This is a genomic window from Pontibacter russatus (assembly GCF_009931655.1).
In the GTDB taxonomy this organism is placed as follows: Bacteria; Bacteroidota; Bacteroidia; order Cytophagales; family Hymenobacteraceae; genus Pontibacter; species Pontibacter russatus.
The window spans coordinates 2,848,783-2,869,970 of record NZ_CP047984.1 but is presented as its reverse complement, the minus strand read 5'-3'; the positions used below and the strand labels follow the sequence as shown (position 1 = coordinate 2,869,970).

Genomic DNA, 21,188 nt, shown 5'->3' with positions numbered 1-21,188 from the left:
TATAGCAGCCCCAAATTATATATAACCCTATTTCGAGTTTTGCATTTCTCCGTCCTTGAAGCTTTGTCTGGCGCAAGTGCCCGCTTGTGCCAGACACAAATACAAACTCTAAACAGCTTCTATCTATATATGATTTCGGACTGATTACTTCACCCGGATATCCCTGATGCGCAACTGCAGCGAGATGGCGCCCCTATATATATTTTCCTCCACGGTGTAGCACACGTCAAACGGGATGCCCTTGGAGATGGTGTGGTAGTAATCGCTGAGGCCGAAGCCGATGGCGTCGATGCTGTAGAAACCGTCCTGCGTCAGGCGCAGTTTCAGGTGCGAATCGCCGACCACGCGCACGCTGCCCGTGTCATATACGCACTCCGACACAAACACCGGCCCCATGTTGCCGGGCCCGAAGGGCTCCATCTGCCGGATGATGTTGTAGAAGTTGCGCGTGATCTGGTTCAGCTTGATCTTTCCGTCTATCTGTATCTGCGGGATTTTCTGCTCCTCAGTGATAGTATTGGACACGACCTCCTCAAACCGCTCCCGGAACGCCGGAACGTTCTCCACGGGCATTGTAAGCCCGGCGGCATACATATGCCCACCAAACTGCTCCAGCAAATCGGAGCAGCTCTCGATGGCGTTGTGTACGTTAAAACCGTGCACCGAGCGTGCAGAGCCGGACGCCTTGCCGTTGGACTGGGTGAGGATGATGGTGGGGCGGTAGTATTTTTCGATGCAGCGCGAGGCCACAATGCCAATCACGCCCTTGTGCCAGTCTTTCTTAAAAAGCACCGTGGAGTTGGCCGACTTCAGGAAATCATCCTCCTCGATCATCTGCAGGGCCTCTTTGGTGATGTCGGTGTCTTTGGTGCGGCGCGCCTTGTTCGATTCGTTGATGATGTCGGCCATCCGGAAGGCATCTTCCTTGGTCTGGGCCAGCAGCATGCGCACCGAGTTTTTGGCGTCTCCCATGCGGCCTGCGGCATTGATGCGGGGCGCAAAGCCGAACACGATGCTAGAGATATCCATGTCGTAATTGATGGCAGCCAGTTCCTTCAGCGCCTCCAGGCCTGGCCGCATCGGCTGCGGGCCGTTCAGGTGGCGCAGGCCGAAGTGCGCCAGAATCCGGTTCTCGCCCGTGATGGGCACGATATCGGCCGCAATGCTCACCACCACCAGGTCCAGCAGTTTATAGGCCTCCTCCTGGTCGATATCGTTCTGCATACAGAAGGCCTGAATCAGCTTAAAGCCCACACCGCACCCCGACAATTCCTTAAATGGATAGGGGCAGTCTACCTGCTTCGGGTCGAGCACGGCCACGGCCTGCGGCACGTCCTCGTCGGGCAGGTGGTGGTCGCATATGATAAAATCAATGCCTTTTTCGATGGCGTAGGTTACTTTGTCTGCCGATTTGATGCCGCAGTCGAGGCAGATGATGAGCGTGAAGCCGTGCTCCGCCGCCCAGTCCACGCCCTGCTGCGACACGCCATAGCCTTCCGTATACCTGTCCGGGATATAAAAGTCAATCTGGTGGGTGTAGCCGCGCAGGAAGCCGTACATCAGGGCCACGGAGGTGGTGCCGTCTACGTCGTAGTCGCCATATATAAGTATCTTCTCGCTTTTGTGCAGCGCCTCGTTCAGCCGGTTCACGGCCTTGTCCATGCCCTTCATCAGGAAGGGGTCGTGCAGGTCGGAGAGGGAGGGGCGGAAATAATGCTTGGCTTCCTGATAGGTGCAGATGCCGCGCTGACAGAGGATGCCAGCCAGGGTGGAGCTTATTTTGAGGTTTTCCGCGAGTTGCTCTACCACCTCTGCCGGCGCCTCCTGGTTATATACCCACCTCTTCTCCATATATGCTGCTGCTACACTACAAACGTTCGGCTGCAAAGGTAGCTATTTTAAAAGATTTTTGAGCCAAGGCGCCTGGTGGCGCTGTGACCCTCCTCCTGAATTTCGTACTTTTGCAACGATACAACAGGGCAGTCCATGAAACGATTCAAAGATCTTTTCGAAAAATATAAGAACTACTCTCTCGACTTGATCATGTACGGGTTCTTCCTCCTCTTTATTCTCATCCTGTTCCTCTTCTTCAGCTAAAGGGCAAGAGAGCCTTGTATTATATATCACTACACACGCATCACGATGTGAAGCACCAGGATCTTAACCTTTTAAGTAAAAGGACACAAGTATCAAGACATCAGCCACAAGACTTTATATACTATATATTGTTGATCTTCGGATGGCTTATATATGTGGTGATTTTATGGGTAGCGCAAGTTAATTTTGTTCGTTTGCCTATATAGCATAATCTGCCTTGGCTTAATTTACCGTATCGCCGCGCAGCTTCCGGAAACGCTTCCGGGCCTCGGCGGCATAGATGCTGCCTTGGTGCTTTACCAGCAGGTCGTTATATAGCTGCTGCGCCTTTGCCTTGTCGTGAAGGCTCTCCTCATATATAAAGGCCATGCGGTACAGCGCGTCGTCGCTCAGGATGTCGTACTGCGGGTTGCTGACGATCTGCTGCAGGTTCTCCACTGCCTTCTCAAAATTCCCGGTGCGCTCGTATATGTTGGCTTTCTGGAAGTATATCTCGTCGGTGAGGCTGTGCCCCGGATACTTCTGCAACATGCTGTCCAGGGCGGCAAGCGCCTCCGGCAGCTTGTTCTGGAACACGAGCAGGTCGATGGCGGCATAGTCCTGCATGGCTGCGGTGGAGGTGTCGAGGCCGGTGTTGTCCGTAATCAGCAGGCTCAGGTCCATGGCGTCGTTGGCTATCTCGCGGCTGGTGGCCAGTTTCAGGATGTCGAGGTGTGCCTGGGCCAGTTCAAAATCGCCTTTGTAGTAATTGAGGCGGGCGTTGCGCAGTTTGGCCTCGTGCCCGATCGGCGTCTCCTTGTGCGACTTCTCCACCTGCGAGTACAACAGCGTGCTCTCCCAGGGCTCCCCCTTCAGCAGGTATATATCGCCCAGCGTCAGCTTGCTGTCTGCCACCAGGTTGGCGTCCGCCCGCGGCATGCTGATGGCCTCCTGCAGCAGCGCGATGGCCTTGTCTTTGTCGTCGAGGTAGAAGGCATATAGGGCGGCCATGTGCTGCAGCACTTCCATGGTTTCCGGCCTCCGGCCCACTTCGTTCAGCAGGGCCTCATAATCCGCCAGCAGGGCCTGTATTTTCTCCTGGCTCACGGGAAAGGTATTCTGCACCTGCTCTTCGCGGGCGTTTATCAGGCGTTGCCGCGCCACCAGGTAATAAGGCCCCTCCGGGTACTCTTCCACAATGTATTCAAATGCCTCTATGGCCCCTTGGTAGTCTTCGTTCTTCAGGCTGATGGCGCCCAGTTCCATCACGCGGGAGCCGCCGCTCCGGGTGCGTTTGTCCACAGCGCGCGCCTGCAGCAGGGCGCTGTAGAAGTCGCGGCGCTGTACGTAGAGCCAGATCAGCAGCTCGTTGAACGACAGCTTGTCGGGGTTCTGCTGCACCTTCAGGATGAGCTCCTTCTCCAGCGCATCGAAATTCTCCTCCTCGCGCATGCTGCTCTGCAGTATGTTCTGCACGTACCCCAGTTCGTTCTCATCGGCCAGCAGCAGGTTCAGTGCCTCGGCCACCAGGCTGTCTGTTTTCTGCCGATACCTGTACAGCGCCATCAGCGGGCGGTTATAGGCCATGGGATCGTTGGCCAGCTGGCGGCCGCGCAGGTATGCTTTCTCGGCGTAGTCATATAGCTCGTTCTGCATAAACGCGTTGGCCACCGCCGTCACCATTTCAGGCGTGGCATCCGCGACCAGCCTGTCGAACTGCTTTGCGGCCGCGCCCTTGTCGCCAGCGGCCTGGTACACCACGCCCAGGTCTACCCCATAGTTAGGGTTGCCAGGGTGGCGCTTGAGCGTTTTCTTCACCAGTTTCTCGGCCTCCTTGTAGTTGCGCTGCGCCAGCAGCACCTTCAGGTAATCCGGGTACACCGCCCCGAAAAGCCGCTGCTCGTCTATCAGCTTGCTATATAGCGCCCCCGCCTTGTCGTAGTCGCCCTGGCTCATATACTGGCGGGCAAGCTCCAGGTCCTGCTGCTGTGCCCGCGCCGCCGGGGATGCCAGCAGCAGAAGCAGCAGGAGGAGCAGGTAATATAATTTTGAGTGCATAGTCTTCTTAAAACGATGAGGTGACGCCTGTTGATATATGCCTTCGCCGCTAAGACGGCTAAGGCAGGGCTGCGGCCAATATATGGGTGCTATATACCCGCTGCTCCCGCCTGGTTCTGCCACATTCTTTTAACTATGAATATACCGATTCAGTTTAATTTTTTGAATGCACGCGCAGAATTAGCGTACATCCTCCCCCAGGTCCGCTAAAACGGTGCTCCTGCATGGCCAAAGAAACATGAGTCATCCCGGAGTTTAGGACTGGGATAAAAAAGGAGAACCTCCTGTTTTAGTGGTACAGTCTATGTATCACCAAAGACGGGAGGTTCTTATGTTTACTACTTTCAAAAACGCAGCACGCCAAGCCGAGGTTCTCTCCCAGGCTCTGTTTTTCTCCTACCGCCTCGAAGGATTTCTTTCTCCTTTCCTTGCCAGGCTCGATGAGCTGCTGGACCGCCGCCTGGTCTACACTTTCCAGAACCTATGCCGGGCGCTGGTGCGCCACCGCAGCCGCTCCACCGGTCTGCTTCTAAGCGAGCTGGGTGGGGTTGTGCTCTCGCCCGACAAAGCCCCGGCGGGCACCAAGCGCCTGTCTAACCTGCTGCGCAGTAAGAAGTGGTCTGCCCAACTCATCACCGACTACCTGAGTCAAGAGGCCCAAACATACGTAGAGCAGCTGCTGGAAGCGGAACGTGAGCTGCCCCTGCTTTTGTGGGACGAGAGCGTGCAGGAAAAGTGCGAAAGCCTCCAAAGCGAGGGCTTATGCGCCGTGCGCAGCGTCAAAGCTAAACGGCAACTCAGAATCAAGAAGGGCTATTATGATCCCCCCACCCGGGAGCCGGTGCACGTGCCAGGCTTTCGGTGGGTGGGCCTCTTGTGCTGCGGCCTGTGGCAGGCTCCACGCATCGCCCGCTTTGCCTGGTGGAGTAGCCGGGGCAAAGAGGCCACCTCCCTGGAGCAGGTGAAGCTCACGCTGCTCTTGTGGGCCCGCCAGACCTTCGGCCAGGCCGTGCTGCACGTCTTTGACCGCGGCTATGCCTCCTCTAAGTGGCTGGGGCTGCTTTTAGGCCGCCACGACCGCTTCCTCTTGCGCTGGCCCTCCAGGTATAAGCTCGTGGATGGGCGTGGGCTTCTAAAGAATGCCTACCGCTTTTCGGTCGGCCGCAAAGCCACCTCCTCAAGAGTAGTAAGGGACATGGTCCGAAAGATCACTTACCGGCGCAGCCTCTTGTGGCAGCCCTGCCTGCACCCGGACTATGACCAGCCGCTCACGCTCCTGATCTGCCGGCCAGGTAAGAAAGGCCGCCAACCCTGGTATTTGCTCACCAGTGAAGAAGTCAGGAGTGATCGCCAGGCCTGGCGCCTGGTCTTTGCTTACGCCAGAAGGTGGCAGGTGGAGCAGGCCTTCCGCTTCAACAAATCAGAAATGGGCATGGAGTCGTGCCGGCTTTGGTTCTGGTCGAGCCGCATGAAGCTCTTGCAGGTGGTCACCCTGGTGTATGCTTTTCTGCTCTCGCTGCTGGATAAAGAGCTGCGGGAGGCGGTCTCCCATCTCCTTAGGCAGGGCTGCCATAGAACAGGAAAGCGGTGCAGGAAAACTCCTACACCGCTTTACCGTATCCGGCTGGCACTGGCCAACCTCTGGAATCTACTCTATCTATCCCTGCAAACTCCGGGATGACTCATGTTTCATATATGATTTTGTTCGTCTTAGAAGAACCTGACGCGGTTGTCCTTGATGTCGGCTTTCTCCTTGACGGCCTCAAACACATTGTTCTCCACCTGGCTGCTGCGCGCGGTGCGCATCTGCTCTTTTACGTTAGAGAGGTCGCTGATTTCAGGCGCCGGGTTCAGCTGCGTCAGTTCTACCACCAGCACGCCGCCCTGTCCTTCAAACGGAGCGGTGCGGGCCCCAGGCTTCATGCCGAAGGCTTTGCCCACGGCTACCGGTTCCACGCCTATGCCAGGGATGGTAGCAGAGGCAAAGGTGACGTTATCAGCGGTTCTCACCACCGCATCGGCGCCATAATTGGCGGCCATCTCGTCGAGCGAGCCTTTCTGGCCTTTCAGTTTCTCTATAATCTGCTGGCCTTTTACCTCGTTGCGTACGGCGGCGGTCAGTTCATCGCGGATATCCCCCACGGCGGCATAGCCTTTCTCGCGCTTGCCAGTGAGCGTCGCCACCACAAACTGATTCTCTATCTCGAACACAGGCGACACATCGCCTATTTCGGTGTCCTCGGCATATGCCCAGCGCACTAGCTCGCGGGCGTTGTTCAGGTTGTTCACCACGATGTTGTTTTTACCAATCGCGATAGCTTCTTCTTTCACCAACGAAGGGTTTTTGGCGGCATTCTCTCTGAACTCATCGGCGCTTCCGCTGGTGCCGGCCAGTTCGTCGGCAACGGCGTACGCCGCATCGCGCGTGCCCTCGCTCGCCTCGATTGGGCGCTGCACGGCGGCAATCTGGTAAGTCTGCGTGGTTTTAGGCGCGGTGATTTTCACGATATGGTAGCCATACTCCGTCTCCACCAGGTTGGGCAACAGGCCGGGGCCGGAGGCTGCAAACACAGCCTTGTCGAATTCAGGCACCATGCGGCCCTCCGCGAACCAGCCGAGGTCGCCACCGGTAGAGGCCGTGCCGTCTGTGCCGTACTGCGCCGCCATCTGGGCGAAGTCGGCGCCTTTCTGTATCTGTGTCAGCACGTCCTGTGCTTTGGCGCGGGCCGCCGCCTTTGCCTCGGGGGTGTCACTCTCAGGTCTGATGAGGATATGGCTCGCCTTCACAGCCGGGCTTCCCTCTTTCACATCCGATACTTTGAAGAGCGACAGCACGCCGTTCTCGGTGTAGGGGCCATATACCTTGCCCTCCTCCAGCGGCAGCTGGCTGGCCAGTTGCTGCGGCAGCTCGCCGGGGTTGCGGTAAGCACCGTTGAAAGGCGCATCAGAGTTGGTGTTCACAAAAGCGGAGTCGTTGGAGGCAGTGGCAAACTGCTGCGCCAGCGTGCTGATCTCCTGGCTCAGGAAGGAACTGTCTTCGGGGGAGGCGGTTACCGGAACGGTCACAAACTCGATTGAACGGCCTTCCTCTACCTTATAGAGTTCTTTGTTGCGGTCGTAATAATCCTGCAGTTGGGCGTCTGTCACCTGCACGGCAGAGTCTGACACGCTTACGTATGGCACGTACAGCACCTTCATGCCGGCGGTGCTGTTCTGCGCCTGGTAATAGTCTTTGGCCTCTGCCGCGGTGATATATACCGTCTTGGTAAACAGGTTCATGTACTTCGACTGCAGGCGGTCATTCAGGATGCTCTGCTCAAAGCTTACCCACATCGGGCGGGCGTTGGGTCCCATCTGGTCCAGGTTCTGCAGGTACTGCACAATCTGGTTGCGGTCAAACTCGCCGGTCTGCGGGTTGGTGAAGGCCTGCTTCACGGCCGGGTGTATGTTGTTGCCCTGCACCATGTCCGCCAGTTCTTCGTCGGTCACGGTGATGCCCAGGCGGTCGTATTCCTTCTGAAGCGCAATCTTAAAGATTAGCTGGTTCCAGGCCTGCTCGCGCAACATGGCCAGTTCCCCCTCGTTGGCGGCACGGCCGGTGCGGCTCTCGTAGTCGGCTTTTGCCTGCTGCAGCACAGCGTCAAACTCCTGGTAGTCTATTTCTTCGCCGGCAATCTCGCCGACAGTGGTTGCATCGTTGCCCAGAAGCCTGGAGTTAGGCCCCAGCAGGTCGCCGCCCACCACAAACACGCCAAGTCCTATGGCAATGGCGCCTACAGCCCAACCAGACTTCTCTCTAATCTTGTTAATTAATGCCATTCTTTATTTAAATGTAAAAAGGATTGTGCAAAATAAGGTTAATCACGCTTAAATTCAAAATTTTTATCTCCGTGTTTAGCTTGCAGCATCTGCCTGAGCGTCTGCGCTTTTTACCAGCTTCACAGCCGCGATGCGGTTGTCATCCATGGTCAGGACGCTGATGGTATAAGGCGGCACCCTTACTTCATCGCCCGGCAGCGGTATCTCCCCGAATTCAGACAAAACCAGGCCGCCTAAGGTTTCATAGTCGCCCTCGGGCAGGTTCAGTTCATATTTCTCGTTCAGGTAGTCAATCTCGTGGCGGCCGCTCAGGATATAGATGCCCCTGTCGGGCAGCACCTGCTCCAGCAGCGCCTGGTCCACATCGTACTCGTCTTCTATCTCCCCGAAAATCTCCTCAATCACGTCCTCCACCGTCACAATGCCCGAGGTGCCGCCAAACTCGTCGACCACCACCGCCACGCTGCGGTGCTCCGACACAAACCTGATGAACAACTCGCTGGCCAGCATGCTCTCGGGCACCAGGCTCACCGGGGCCAGAATCTCCGCGATGCTCTTTGGCTGCTTGAACATCGCCAGCTGGTGGCAGTAGCCGATGATGTTGTCGATGGTCTCTTTATAGACAATTATCTTGGAGTGGCCTGTTTCCACGAAGGCCTGCCCCAATTGCCCGATGGGGGCGTCTGCCTCCACGGCCTTTATCTCGGTGCGGGGCACCATGCACTCCCGCACCTTCACGGTCTTGAAGTCGAGGGCGTTGTGGAAGATGAGCGGGTCCACCTCCGGGGCGTCCTGGTGCTCGGGGTGGTACAGGCGGCTTTTGGTGAAGGCGTTCAGGTCGGTGAAGCCGAACACTGGCTTCTCTTCGGAGAACTCTATCCTGAAGAACTTCTCGGCCACCCACTTGCTCAGCCCCACAATCAGGTACACCACAGGGTACAGCAGATAATACACTAGCAGTATGGGCACCGCCAGCACCTGCAGCATGCGGTTAGGGTTGATGGCAAAGAGGCTGCGGGGCAGGAACTCGGCCGTAAGCAGCACCACCACCGCCGCCACGGCTATCTGCAGCAGGAGGATGAGCAGGCTCCACTGGAGCGCCTCGGGCAGGTAAGCATAAAGCAACTGGTGCAGCACGCTGGCAATGGCCAGGCCATATAGCACCAGCGCCAATGTGTTGCCGATCAGGGTGGTACCCATAAGGCGGGCGGGCCGCTTTAGCAGGAAGCCCAGGATGCGCCCCGACAGCACCCCGTTTTTCTCGTCCAGCTCAATCTGAATCTTGTTCGCGGCCAGAAAGGCCATCTCGATGCCGGAGAAAAAGGCAGAGAACAGAAGGGCAACAACTAAGACGATGATTTGACTCGTGTCTTCCATATATGGGTTAAGGCCGGAAACATTCAGGCGCTGTTCTTCTTCTTGCGGTAATAGTAGAGCATAAACAGCACCAGGCCAATCATGTAGAGCCAGTAGTTGCCGAGAATGTCTTCCTCCACCAGGCTGCGGTGCGCGCCAATCACCATCGCCACAAACGACAGCGCCAGTAAAATACTATTGATAAGCTTTGGGTTCATTATTCTTCCAGATCGATGATTCCCGTGACATCACGGATCCTGTAGTTCGAGAAATCCTGGTCAGCCTGCAGGCCGTTCCCCATGATGACCTGCTCCGGTGTGGTGATGCGCACAAACTTGTCGGTGTATATCTTTGCCCTGCGCTTGTCCCAGAACAGCTGTTCCGTCTCCAGTTTCTCTTTCTTCACCAGGTTTTGCACCACCACGTTGCCCCGCGCCTCAAAAAGGCTTTTGTTGCGGTCCTGCTTGCCGTAGTTGGCCTTCAGGGTGGAGGTCACCTTGTCGCCCTCCTCGTAGAACTCCACGTAAAGCCCGTCCGGGAACACGCCGTCGCCGCCCTCAAACTCCTGTTGCAAGGGCGCCTGCAGTTTTATGAGCAGCCTGGCCGAGTCGCTGTAGAGTGTCACCACGTCGCGGTTCTCCATGGTCGGGCCCGTGTACTTCTGCTCTTTGTCCGGGTCTTTCAGGTCTTCCTTGCAGCCGAACCCGATGATGGCCATGAGGGCCATCAGGGCGGCTATCCATGCTTTCCGCATCGCTGTGCTTTGTGCTGTTTGGTGTGAATTTAGCAAATTCTGTGCTGAATATGACGCTTTGCAGCATTGGCATCCCCACTATACAAAAAGGCCGCTTCAAGAACGGCCTCTGGTGTTGTCAGAAAAGGGGGCGTTGCTGCTACTCGACCCGGCGCTTGATGAACCACCTGCTGTTGACCGTGAAGCCAATGCCAAACTGAAGGTAGTCTTCCTTTACAAGGCCGCTCTCAGTGGTGCCGCGCTGTCCGTAGCCCAGCGAGACGTTCAACTGATACAAATCATATATGGTGGAGATGCCGATTGGGAACATGGCCCCCACCGTCACGCCCTTGTCTGTGATTTCCTTACCGTTGAGTTCATAGGGCGTCTGGCTGTAGTACGCTCCGCCGCGGTACATGATGCGCTTGAAGTAACTGTCGATGGCGTTGGCATCGGGGGTGTACTCGCCGCCGATAGCCACCCGGTAGCTGTCGCGCAGGTTGTCGTTCTGCCCCTCGAAGCCCTTAAAATCAGACCACTTGTAGCTGGCGAAATCTGCGGCCACCGTCAGGTTGGAGCCGTTGTCGAGGCTGAGGCCGACTCTGTAGTTGGAAGGCAGCGTCACGTTGCCCTCTGTGCTATCGCCCGGCACCGGATTTGCCTGCGTGCGCCGCTCATAGGCCTGTTTGCGCTCGGCATCAAGCTCAGCATTGAGGCTATATACCCCACCTGCGCTCAGGAAAAGCTTGTCTTTCAGTTTCTGGCGGTAATTGGCACCGGCCCTGAAGAGAAAGCCGTTGTAGGTTGTGCGGTTCACGATGGACACACGCTCCTGCCCCACCAGTTCCTGCTCCGGGTCGCTCAGGGTGCTGGCGGCTTCGCTGGCGATATTCCCGAAGATATAAGAGGCGCTTCCGCCCACGGTAAGGCCGCCCACCACTTTCACACCATGCCCGAAGTAAACCTCCGACAGGCCGCCGCTGCCCACATATTCCCGGGAAATAGTTGCCTCCGGATTGCCCTCCACCGGGTTCGACACCGCCACCTGGTAGTTGACAGTGGAGAACGGGCGCAGGCCCACCGCAGAACTCCAGCGCTTCATGATGGGCACGGCCAGCGACAGGTTGTGCAGGTTCGCGTTGCCGTCTGTATAGGAGCCGGTCTCGGTGCTCACGCGCTTGAACTGCCCCGCAATGCCCATATCGAAGTTGGTGATACTGTTGTAATACAGCAGGGCTGGGTTGGAGGTGTTTGCCTGAAAGCTGTTGGCGGCGCTCACGCCCACGCCCGCCATACCGGCCGTGCGGATGTTGCCGTAGTTTTCGTTGATTTCGCCTATGCCGTAGCGGGAGTACGGGGTATTGCTGATAAGCTGTGCCTGTGTGGTGTGCGCCAGACACAGCGCGGCAAAGCCTACCAGTACTCGGAATGTCTTATACATTATGTATCAATATTCTGTGAAGCCCGATTAAGACCAGTTCGGGAATTACAAAGATGCGACCTTTTAGGTGACTTTCAAAAAATCCTGCATCCCCCCCGCAAAGTATAACCACCAGATCGGCAGCTTTTTCGGTATATGCCTGGATAAAGCCGTTTAATTCGGCCACGGTGCCGGCCAGCACGCCGCTGCGGATAGATTCTTCGGTGGTTTGCCCCGTCAGCGGAAACCCTTCCTCAATCCGCTGTACTAACGGCAGCCGCTGGGTAAAAGTATGCAAGGCTTTGAATTTCATGGCCAGGCCCGGGGATATCCCGCCGCCGTGGTAATTGCCGCCGCTGTCTATATACTCGTGCGTGATGCTGGTGCCGGCGTCGAACACCAGGCAGTTGCGGCCCGTGAAAAAATAATTCGCTCCCGCTGCGGCCGCTATCCTGTCGGCACCCAGCGTATGGGGCGTTTTATAGAGGTTGGAAACAGGCAAGGCTGTCTGCGCGGTCAGCTCCAGGAGCTTGCCGGTTACAGACAGCCTTTGCTGTATATACTGTGCGCTCTGTGCCACCGAGGCGACAATGGCATGGTCAAAAGTCTGGTGTAGCAGCACCTCAGGCAACTGCTCCTGTCCTTCAAAGTAACCTTGCTCCACCAGGGCATCCCCTTCGAAGACGCCGTACTTTGTGCCGGAGTTCCCTATGTCGATGGCGACGCTGCGCATGGCTCTTTACATAAAATACTTCAGCCGCACGACTTCTTTCTCGGTGAGGTAGCGCCAGTTGCCGCGCGGCAGGTCTTTCTTTATCAGGCCCGCGTACTGCACCCGGTCCAGCGTCACCACGTCGTAGCCCAGGTGCTCGAAAATACGGCGCACAATACGGTTGCGGCCAATGTGTATCTCCAGCCCCAGGAACTTGTTGGACTCCCCCAGGAGCGCCACATCGTCCACCACGGCTTTGCCATCCTCCAGTTCCACGCCCTCGGATATCTTCTTGAAGTCGTCTTTGGTGATCGGCTTGTCCAGTTCTACCTGGTATATCTTCTTGATTTCGTTGGAAGGGTGCGTGAGCTTCTGCGCCAGCTCGCCGTCGTTGGTGAACAGCAGCAGGCCCGTGGTGTTGCGGTCCAGGCGGCCCACCGGGAAGATGCGCTCCGTAGAGGCTTTCGCCACCAGGTCCATCACCGTTTTTCTTCCTTCCGGGTCATCCGTTGTCGTCAGGAAGTCCTTCGGCTTGTTGAGCAGCACATAGACCAGCTTTTCGCGGTTCAGGATTTTCTTGCCGTACTGCACCGTGTCGGAGGGCTGCACCTTAAAGCCCATTTCCTTCACCACCTCACCGTTCACCTTAATCTCCCCGGACTCGATCAGCAGATCGGCCTCGCGGCGCGAGCAGATGCCGGCATTGGCAATATAGCGGTTCAGGCGGATGGAGCCGTCATTTTCGTCTTCGTCCCTGCGGTTGCTTTTCTTGATGCGCGGGTTGTCGTTGTAGCGGCTCAGGTTATAGGTTGGTGCCTTCGGCTCTTCGCCGGAGTTCTCCCCAGGCCTGTCCGTGGAGCGGCCACGGTCGCCGTAGCTTTTCCCTTTAGCGTCTCTGTCGCCGCCAAAGCCGCGCTTCTCCCCGAACGAGGGCCTGCTGTCGCGGCTGTAGCCACGGTCGCTGTCGCCGCTGCGCCCGGCGCTATAGGACTTTCTGTCTCCGCCTTCGCGCTTATCACTGTAGGAACGGCGCTCGCCGCCCTCTCTCCTGTCGCTGTTATATGGTTTGCGCTCGCCATCGTCGCGTCGTGGCCTGTCGCTGCCGTACGAGCGGCGTTCACCACTGTCTCGTCTGTCAGATCGGGCCGCACCAAAGGAGCGTCTTTCGCCACCCTCTCTTCTATCCGGCCGGTCATCGCCGAAATAACGGCGCTCGCTTCGCTCGCCGCTGCTGCGGTCATCTCTCCTGTCAGCGTTATATCCTCCCCGGTCGTTGCTGCGCCTGTCTGGCCAGTCGGAACTGAAAGAGTGTCGCTCGCCGCCTTCTTTTCTGTCTCCGAAAGAGCGTTTTTCACCACCCTCTCTCCTGTCGCCGTAGGTGCGTTTTTCGCCGCCATCTCTTCTTTCCAGCCTGTCGCTGTTGTAAGGCTTTCGTTCTCCGCCTTCGCGCCTGTCCGCATTGTAAGGGCGGCGCTCGCCACCTTCCCTGTTCGGGCGGTCTGCACCATAAGGGCGTCGCTCGCCGGATTCTCTTCTGTCGTTATCTCTTCTGTCAGGCCCGAAGGAACGGCGTTCGCCGAAGCCGCCCGGCCGGTCGTCTTTGTCCCGCCTGTTGAATATTTTCTTGCCGTCGCGGTCGTTGTTCACTGGCCTGCCTGAAGCGTTTCTGTCAGCGCCTCTTCTGCCTGCTCCCGCGCTGTCGCGGTCAGGTCTTTCATTTTCTTTTGCCATGGTAATATAGTTATGGATGCAGTATCGCTACTGTACCTCTTGGTGTGTGCAGTATTAAGGAATCAGGGTGCTATATAGTTCAATGAGGGCGCTGCGCCGGCTACTCGGCGGACTGGCCGATGGTGTTCTCTTCGGTGGCGAAGTCTTTCAGTTGCGGGAGGTCCTTGATGTGGTTGATGCCGAAGTAGTCCATGAACTTCTGAGACGTGCCGTACAGCACGGGCCTGCCGATGGTCTCGGCCTTGCCTTTTATCTCGATCAGTTCTTTCTCCAGCAGTTTGTGGATGGCATAGTCGCAGCCCACGCCGCGTATCTGCTCCACCGCCGAGCGGGTAACCGGCTGCTTGTAGGCAATAATTGCCAGCGTCTCCAGCGAAGACGCCGACAATTTTTTCCTTGATTTGTGTTTCAGGTAAGTGCTGACCGTGTCCTGATACTCCGGCTTGGTCAGGAACTGGTAGCCCCCGCCGATGGCATATATCTGGAAAGCGAACCCGCTCTCGGCCAGCTGCCCGTTTATCGCCTCTACCGCCTCCAGCACATCGCTCACCAGCACCTCCTCCATCCCCAGCGACTCCTGCAGGCAGCGCTGTATCTCCTCGATGCTGATAGGCGACTGGGCACAGAAAACGAGTGCCTGAATATGGTTTTGCAGAATATTCAAGTGGTAAAAGTAAAGGTACGGGTACTAGTCGTTGCGCTGCAGCTTGGCCTCGATGGAGTGCTGGGTGTGCGGCACGGCACGCAGCCTCTCTTTTGGGATAAGCTTGTCCGTGACAATGCAAACACCGTAAGAGCCGTTCTTGATGCGGATCAGGGCATTCTCCAACTGTTGGATAAATTTCATCTGCCGGGAAGCCAGCTGGTTCAGGCTTTCCTTCTCTGCCGTGTCTGCGCCATCCTCCAGCACTTTGGTAGGAGAGGCGGTGTTGTCAGTGCCTGAGTCGTTGCGGCGGCTCAGGGTTTCCTTGATAAAGGCGACCTCCTTGCGTGCGTTCACCAGCTTCTCGCGGATAATTGCCTCAAACTCTGCCAGTTCCTCTTTGGAATATCGCTGCTTTTCTTCGTTTGTATTCATTCTACTGAATTAGATCGTGTTATAGTTTTAACCTCTTTATAAGTAATTGGCCAACTAAAGTATATGTTTTTAAGGGTGTAGCCGCATAACAGCCGCCAAGCAATTTAAGTTTAAATCTACTATATATTCCCCTTCAAATCTTTTGCCAACATTCCTGCACGTTGTAGTATAAAGTCTAAATTTCGTGCAAAAATAGCAGTTATATCCATACTTTACTACCGGCAATGATAATTTAACAAATTTATCTTGCGTATAATTGCCCCGCCTGCCGCTGTGCGGAAAGCCTTCTCCCTCGGGTTTATATTGGAACGGATGTTGCTTAGGCAGGTGTAGCCGGTACCGGCGCCTTTTTACGAAATCTACCTATATGAAAAAATTTACCTTACTCGCGCTAGTGCCCCTGCTGCTTGCCCTGGTGGCGACAGCGCCTGCCAGCGCCCAGCGCCGGGCAGACGCCGCGAACAACCGAAACACTGTATTGAAAGTGAACGTGCTCAGCCCGTTCGTGCTCACGGCTTCCGGTTTTGTGGAGCACGCCTTCAGCCCCCGCATCAGCGCGCAACTGGGTGCTTTCACGACGGGCGCCAGCGTGAAGGACGTTGAATTCGATGGCCACGGCTTTACGCCGGAGATACGCTACTACCTGGCAGAGCAGGCGCCGGACGGCTTCTATATAGCGGGCTACGGCCGTATCCTCAATTACAAACTGACTGTGGAGGACAAGGAAAAAGGCGAGACGTACGAGGCGACCTACAAGCCGGTGGGTGCCGGTGTGGCGGCGGGTAACCAATTCATCTTCAACAACGGCATCTCGCTCGACCTGTTTCTCGGCGTTGGCGTAAACGGCGGCAGCCTGAACATAAAAACCGGCACCAACGAAGACTTCGACCGCGGCATCATCGACAAACTGGGCATCCTGGGGAGCGGCTTCAGGGTCAGGCCCGGCCTGACGGTGGGCTATAGCTTTTAAGTTGCAGCTATATATAGCATCTGTAAAAAGAGCGCCTTGTTCCATTATAGAACAAGGCGCTCTTTTTACATAGGTTCTCCTCTTCCCCCGCTGGCGCGCGCTTGCAGATCCTATCAGCGAAGGGCCGCACCAGCAAGACTTATATCAGAGCTTATATATAAACTCAAGCCACATATAGCTTAAAAGCTCAGCATGCGGATGGCCGCCGCCGCCGCCTCCACGCCTTTGTTGCCGTGCTTGCCGCCTGCCCTATCTAGCGCCTGCTGCAGGGTGTTGGTGGTGACCAACCCGAAGGACACCGGCTTGTTGTATTTCATAGACACATGCGTGATGCCCTGCGCCACAGCGTGGTTGATGTAGTCGTCGTGCTTGGTGTCACCTTTGATGACGATGCCGAGGCAAATCACCGCATCTATCTCCTCCTGCTGCGCCAGGAACTGGGAACCCAGCGTGAGCTCGAAGCTGCCGGGAACCGTGTTCACGAAGATGTTCTCTTTCGTGGCGCCGTTCTGCAGCAGCGTGTCAATGGCTCCCTGGCACAGGACGCCGGTTATTTCCTCGTGCCACTCGGCCACCACTATCCCAAATTTTTTATCGGAGATGTCTGTGAATCTGTCTTTGCTGTACTCGCTCAGGTTCTTTAATGCTGTCGCCATGGTCAATCGTTATTCGTTTTTCGTTGCGCGTTTTTCGGGCTGCCATGAACGCTGCTGCCCCTGCCTCCAAAGCCATATATGGCTTATAACTAAAAAGCGCTTCTGCCTGGCTGACCAGCACAAAAGCGCTTTTATATAGGCTTAGGCCTGTTAGTGCTTACTCGGCGGCGGTGCCGCCTGCCAGCATCTCGGCACGGGCCTTGTATTTCTTGGCATCCGTCACCTCGGCAGAGGCAACGTATTGGGTAATGATATTGCCGTACATTTCGGCGGCGGAGGCAAAGTTATTGTCTGCCTCGTAGGCAATGCCCGCCTTCATCAGGTACTGTGGCGAGAAGTAAGGATTCGGGTTGTAATTGGCCGCTTTCACATACAGGTCAGCCGCCTCCTTGTTCTTGCCCTGCTCCAGCAGCGCGTCGCCGGCCAGACTGTAGGCGCGGGCCTGCAGCAGGTAGTCGTCCGACTCAAAATCCTGCAGATAAGTGGCCGCTTCGGCAAACTTGCCCTGCTTCAGCAGCGCCGCACCGGCATAGAACTTGGCAAGGTTGCCGGCATCTGTTCCGCTGTAGTTATCGGCAATCTGAAGGAGGCCCTCGTACTGCCCGTCACCGTTCAGGGCCTTGCCCAGGGAGTCGGCCTCGAAGTAGTAAATTGCCTGGAACATGGCCTGCTGCGCTTCCTGGTTCTGCGTGCTGCGGTAATTGTAATACAGGAAGCCCCCGACTACGATAGCAGCGATCAGGGCAAACACACCGAGTACCTTCGACTTGTTTCTTTTGACGAAATCCTCTGAATTCGCGAAGCGGTCTGCCAACGCATCCGGGTTTTCCACCAACTCCTCAAACTCGCTGTGCTTCTTAACTTTTTCTCTTGCCATTAGAATGAATGAAATAATAAATTCAAAATTAGGAATTAAAAACTGTTTTAGACAACATTCCTAATGCCTGAACATCAAAATATTAATTTTTAATTCCTAACCCCGAAATATTTGTGGCTTAGTCCATTATATAAGGATAGTCCTTTTCTGCGTAAATATCAGTGTAGAGTTCTGACGGGTCCGGGTACGGAGAGTCCTCGGCAAACTGCACGGCCTCGGCCACGCGCTCTTTAATTTTATCATCAATCGCCTCCAGTTCTTCCTCGGTGGCCCAGCCGTTCTGAAGGATAGTGGCTTTCACGGACTCAATCGGGTCTTTGCCCTTGTAGTCTTCCAGCTCCTCTTTCGTTCTGTACTTGGCGGGGTCCGACATAGAGTGGCCTTTGTAGCGGTAGGTCCGGAACTCCAGCAGGGTCGGGCCCTCGCCAGCGCGCGCGCGCTCTGCGGCTCTTGCCACGGCTTCGTGCACATCCTCCACGCTCATTGCGTTTACCGGCTCCGAAGGCATGTCATAGGCCTCGCCCAGGGTATATAGGTCCGTTACGTTAGAGGTGCGCTGCACCGACGTGCCCATGGCGTAGCCGTTGTTCTCGATCACAAAAATTACCGGCAGTTTCCAGAGCATGGCCATGTTCAGGGCCTCGTGGAACGCGCCCTGGCGCACGGCGCCGTCGCCCATGGAGCACACGCACAGGTTGCCGGTCTTGTTGTATTTCTCGGCGAAGGCGATGCCCGCGCCAAGCGGAATCTGGGCGCCCACAATCCCGTGGCCTCCCATAAAGTTCACTTCCTTGTCGAAGATGTGCATCGAGCCGCCCTTGCCCTTGGAGCAGCCTGTTGACTTGGCGAACAACTCAGCCATCACGGCGCCCGGGTCAGTGCCCAGCGCCAGCGGGTGGGCGTGGTCGCGGTAGGCGGTAATCCACTTGTCGTCTTTCGTAAGCGCACTCACGGCCCCGGCGGCACAGGCCTCCTGGCCGATGTAGAGGTGGCAGAAGCCCTTTATTTTCTGCTGGCCATATAGCTGACCGGCTTTCTCCTCAAAACGGCGCATGAGCTTCATCTGCTCAAACCACGTCATGTATGTTTCCTTTGAAAACTTTGGCGCAGCCTGTACCTTTGCCTTCGGTGCCTTTCCTTTCGCCTTTTCTTTCGTATCAGCCATAAGTGTTAGTCTATGCGTTATCTTGATTGTCCGTTCGCCGCCCTTTGGCAGGTTTTATATATAAAACCGTTGTATATATAAGCCACTACCGGATTTAGCTTGCGAAATTAAGGAAAAAGATATCAATTAGAAACGAATGCTCCTCGAAAATCTCAGTTTGCTGTTTTTCAAGAATTATGAGGAAGCCGCCCTCAGCTTTTCGGAGCATATCAACTGTTTTATAGGCGACAACGGCAGCGGCAAAACCAACCTGCTGGACGCTATCTACTACCTCTCCATCACCAAAGGCGCCTTTCCGGGCACCGAGCTGCAGAGCATCAAGCAGGGCGAGGACTTCTTTATGGTGAAGGGCCGCTTTAATGTGGAGGGCGAGAAGCACACGGTGCAGGTGAGCCTTAGGCAGGGGCAGAAGAAGACGGTGACGCACAACAAGGCGCTCTACGAGAAAATGAGCGACCACATCGGCCGCTTCCCGGTGGTGCTCATCTCGCCCTACGACACGGACTTGATCCGAGAGGGCAGCGAGGAGCGGCGCAAGTACTTCGACAGCCTCATCTCGCAGCTCGACCATACTTACCTCGAGCAGCTGATCCAGTACAACTATATCCTGCGGCAGCGCAACTCGCTGCTGAAGCAGTTTGCCGAGCGCAACTACTACGACCGCGAGTACCTGCACATCCTGAACGAGCAACTGGTGCCCTGTGGCGAGCAACTGGCGCAGGAGCGGCAGCGGTTCCTGGCGGACTTTGTCCCGGTTTTTCAGAAGCACTACCGCCATATCTCCGACAGCCACGAGGAGGTGAGCCTGACCTACAAAAGCCAGTTGCCGGGCGCAAATTTTACCCAGCTGCTGCTCCAGGCCGAGCGCAAGGACCTGGCGCTGCAGCGCACCACCGTGGGGCCTCACAAGGACGATTTCGTGTTCCTGATGGACGGCAACCCGGTGAAAAGCTTCGGTTCACAGGGGCAGCAGAAAAGTTATGTCATCGCCCTGAAATTGGCGCATTTCGAGGTGATTGCCGAAAAGCAGCACCACAAGCCCCTCCTGCTGCTGGACGACATTTTCGACCGCCTCGACGAGAAGCGCATCACGCAGCTCATGCAGATGGTGGCCGCCCACACCTTCGGCCAGATTTTCCTGACAGACACGCACCTCGAGCGCACTGATAAGATTTTGGAGGGGCTTTCGGAGAGCATCCGCCGGTTTGAGGTGAAGGAGGGGACGGTGAAGGTGATTGGGTAATTTAATGCTGCCTTCTGGAATTGTTTTGCTAAAATGACGGTTCATCCCACCGTACTAATTTACCCTAAGTTCTATAGCAAGGTTTGGTGCTCTCGGACCGAGAGGCCTCGTTTCCCTCTCGACGCTGTGTAAGTGAAGTTGCCGGGGGGAGGGGCCCTCTATTCGCTCCGCTGCGGGCTGCCTCTCTTCGTTCGGCACCACATCACTTACAAGGCGCCTCATGGAAAAACTGGAAGAGCTTTCACTCCGTGCTGAAGTAAAAATGTAGCTTCTATTAAATGTTGTCTATATATAGGTTATATATAACTCATCATATTTGGCCTCATCCTGTACAGCCGCTTTCTAAAGCCCTTTTCGAAGGGGGTGAGGAGGATGAGAAACAGTCAGAAGAAGCTTGCAGCCTCAAAAGCAGGACGAGTGATTTAAATTATTGGTGGTATATGAATACTGCGATTGTCAATACCGCTGCAGTAAGGTAAGTTCTACCCCTGATGCGTTTCCAGGTACGCCGCTGTGAAGGGGTGCTCTTTGGCGACGCCTTCGCTCATGATGTGCATTACGGTCCAGCCTCTTTCCTTCAGATAATCCGAGATGATGGCGCGGTGGCAGCGCCACCACACGGCCTCGGAGCACATATAGGCTACCCGCTTCCGCTCAGCCACTTCTGTCAGTTTCGCTAAAGCCTCCTCAAACTCCTGCGTTTCCGCATAATCGGCATAGCCCCGGAAGGCCTCATTCCGCCAGACGGTGTTGGCGGAGTCGGGCTTTGGCTTGCGGCGGCCGCCCAGTTCCAACTCCGGCATATAGCGGATGCCCGCCTCGGGCAGGTAAGTCTCCATAGCGGCCACGTTGAAGTGGGGGTACTTCCGGGAGCCGGGGTACCGGCGCACGTCGGCCAGCACCTCTATCCCGAAAGATTTCAGCGCCGCAATGAATTCGTCCGGGCTTCGGGTAGAATGGCCGAAGGTCCAGATGGTGTTGTTTTTCTCTGCCATATATATGCTGCCTTCCATCGCGGGCCGCTTTTCCCGGGAGGGCCATATCCCCTTAATCCTTTACTTTCCTAAGCGCGGTGCCCTTGTGCGCGGCAATGTGATCGGTTTTGTCACTTTTGATCTCGTACTGCGGATCTTCCTTGCTGGCGCGGCGCGTGTGGCCTTTGTAGTCAAAATCAGCGGTATGCACCTTGATGATCGTGCCCGAGACATGCCCTGCCTCCGAGTTCCACGTGACGTGGTCGCCTGTTTTGAATTCGTGCTTCATAGTTCTGGTAGCTGTCGTGCTGTGTCTGCCA

19 protein-coding genes are annotated in these 21,188 nt (G+C 56.1%); 3 read left to right on the top strand and 16 right to left on the bottom strand.

What is annotated here, in order from left to right; genetic code table 11:
• Positions 1–144: 144 nt before the first annotated feature.
• Positions 145–1,851 carry a single-stranded-DNA-specific exonuclease RecJ gene (gene recJ, locus GSQ62_RS11645; RefSeq protein WP_161889661.1) on the bottom strand — a complete coding sequence of 569 codons (1,707 nt, stop codon included), beginning with the start codon at positions 1,849–1,851 and terminating at the stop codon, positions 145–147.
• Between the two features lie 468 nt (positions 1,852–2,319).
• On the bottom strand, positions 2,320–4,134 hold the full coding sequence (locus GSQ62_RS11640; RefSeq protein ID WP_161889660.1) for a tetratricopeptide repeat protein: 1,815 nt from the start codon (positions 4,132–4,134) through the stop codon (positions 2,320–2,322).
• Positions 4,135–4,465: 331 nt separating this feature from the next.
• Here GSQ62_RS11640 and GSQ62_RS11635 point away from each other — a divergent pair, with 331 nt between their 5' ends.
• Positions 4,466–5,815 (top strand): transposase, encoded by a 1,350-nt coding sequence (locus GSQ62_RS11635; RefSeq protein WP_161888298.1) that lies wholly within the window; start codon positions 4,466–4,468, stop codon positions 5,813–5,815.
• Between the two features lie 29 nt (positions 5,816–5,844).
• Here the strand turns inward: GSQ62_RS11635 and GSQ62_RS11630 are convergent, their stop codons facing one another.
• From GSQ62_RS11630 to GSQ62_RS11590, 9 genes are all read right to left on the bottom strand, one after another.
• Entirely contained in the window at positions 5,845–7,953 is a 2,109-nt protein-coding gene (locus tag GSQ62_RS11630) for a peptidylprolyl isomerase (RefSeq protein ID WP_161889659.1), read from the bottom strand.
• Positions 7,954–8,028: 75 nt separating this feature from the next.
• Positions 8,029–9,330, bottom strand: coding sequence for a hemolysin family protein (locus tag GSQ62_RS11625; RefSeq protein ID WP_161889658.1), 1,302 nt, complete (start codon positions 9,328–9,330; stop codon positions 8,029–8,031).
• Positions 9,331–9,353: 23 nt separating this feature from the next.
• Positions 9,354–9,527: a hypothetical protein gene (locus GSQ62_RS11620; protein WP_161889657.1), complete on the bottom strand. Its 174-nt coding sequence runs from the start codon at positions 9,525–9,527 to the stop codon at positions 9,354–9,356.
• The gene (gene lptC, locus GSQ62_RS11615; RefSeq protein WP_161889656.1) at positions 9,527–10,063 is read right to left on the bottom strand and encodes an LPS export ABC transporter periplasmic protein LptC; all 537 of its coding nucleotides are present in this window, start codon (positions 10,061–10,063) and stop codon (positions 9,527–9,529) included. The genes GSQ62_RS11620 and lptC overlap by 1 nt, the downstream gene beginning before the upstream one ends.
• 139 nt (positions 10,064–10,202) lie before the next feature.
• Positions 10,203–11,483, bottom strand: coding sequence for a PorV/PorQ family protein (locus GSQ62_RS11610; protein ID WP_161889655.1), 1,281 nt, complete (start codon positions 11,481–11,483; stop codon positions 10,203–10,205).
• Complete coding sequence (locus GSQ62_RS11605) at positions 11,476–12,195, bottom strand: type III pantothenate kinase (protein ID WP_161889654.1); 720 nt, start codon at positions 12,193–12,195, stop codon at positions 11,476–11,478. The genes GSQ62_RS11610 and GSQ62_RS11605 overlap by 8 nt, the downstream gene beginning before the upstream one ends.
• A 6-nt stretch (positions 12,196–12,201) precedes the next feature.
• Complete coding sequence (locus GSQ62_RS11600) at positions 12,202–13,905, bottom strand: pseudouridine synthase (RefSeq protein WP_161889653.1); 1,704 nt, start codon at positions 13,903–13,905, stop codon at positions 12,202–12,204.
• A 100-nt stretch (positions 13,906–14,005) separates the two neighbouring features.
• Positions 14,006–14,569 (bottom strand): SMC-Scp complex subunit ScpB, encoded by a 564-nt coding sequence (scpB, locus tag GSQ62_RS11595; protein ID WP_161889652.1) that lies wholly within the window; start codon positions 14,567–14,569, stop codon positions 14,006–14,008.
• A 24-nt stretch (positions 14,570–14,593) separates the two neighbouring features.
• The gene (locus GSQ62_RS11590) at positions 14,594–14,983 is read right to left on the bottom strand and encodes a TraR/DksA family transcriptional regulator (RefSeq protein ID WP_161889651.1); all 390 of its coding nucleotides are present in this window, start codon (positions 14,981–14,983) and stop codon (positions 14,594–14,596) included.
• Positions 14,984–15,350: 367 nt separating this feature from the next.
• Here GSQ62_RS11590 and GSQ62_RS11585 point away from each other — a divergent pair, with 367 nt between their 5' ends.
• Positions 15,351–15,953 (top strand): DUF3575 domain-containing protein, encoded by a 603-nt coding sequence (locus GSQ62_RS11585; RefSeq protein ID WP_161889650.1) that lies wholly within the window; start codon positions 15,351–15,353, stop codon positions 15,951–15,953.
• A gap of 179 nt (positions 15,954–16,132) precedes the next feature.
• Here the strand turns inward: GSQ62_RS11585 and ribH are convergent, their stop codons facing one another.
• The 3 genes from ribH to pdhA all read right to left on the bottom strand — a co-directional run bounded on the left by ribH (position 16,133) and on the right by pdhA (position 18,651).
• A complete protein-coding gene (gene ribH / locus GSQ62_RS11580; RefSeq protein WP_161889649.1) occupies positions 16,133–16,609 on the bottom strand; it encodes a 6,7-dimethyl-8-ribityllumazine synthase in 477 nt (158 codons plus the stop codon).
• A 157-nt stretch (positions 16,610–16,766) separates the two neighbouring features.
• The gene (locus GSQ62_RS11575) at positions 16,767–17,486 is read right to left on the bottom strand and encodes a tetratricopeptide repeat protein (RefSeq protein WP_161889648.1); all 720 of its coding nucleotides are present in this window, start codon (positions 17,484–17,486) and stop codon (positions 16,767–16,769) included.
• Between the two features lie 118 nt (positions 17,487–17,604).
• Positions 17,605–18,651: a pyruvate dehydrogenase (acetyl-transferring) E1 component subunit alpha gene (gene pdhA / locus GSQ62_RS11570; RefSeq protein WP_161889647.1), complete on the bottom strand. Its 1,047-nt coding sequence runs from the start codon at positions 18,649–18,651 to the stop codon at positions 17,605–17,607.
• A 136-nt stretch (positions 18,652–18,787) separates the two neighbouring features.
• On the opposite strand from pdhA, the gene recF reads away from it, so the two are divergent.
• A complete protein-coding gene (recF, locus tag GSQ62_RS11565; protein WP_161889646.1) occupies positions 18,788–19,894 on the top strand; it encodes a DNA replication/repair protein RecF in 1,107 nt (368 codons plus the stop codon).
• Positions 19,895–20,376: 482 nt separating this feature from the next.
• On the opposite strand, the gene GSQ62_RS11560 is transcribed toward recF, so the two are convergent.
• Both GSQ62_RS11560 and GSQ62_RS11555 read right to left on the bottom strand, forming a co-directional pair.
• Positions 20,377–20,889 carry a DUF488 domain-containing protein gene (locus tag GSQ62_RS11560; protein WP_161889645.1) on the bottom strand — a complete coding sequence of 171 codons (513 nt, stop codon included), beginning with the start codon at positions 20,887–20,889 and terminating at the stop codon, positions 20,377–20,379.
• Positions 20,890–20,941: 52 nt separating this feature from the next.
• Entirely contained in the window at positions 20,942–21,157 is a 216-nt protein-coding gene (locus tag GSQ62_RS11555; RefSeq protein WP_161889644.1) for a hypervirulence associated TUDOR domain-containing protein, read from the bottom strand.
• Between the last annotated feature and the right edge of the window lie 31 nt (positions 21,158–21,188).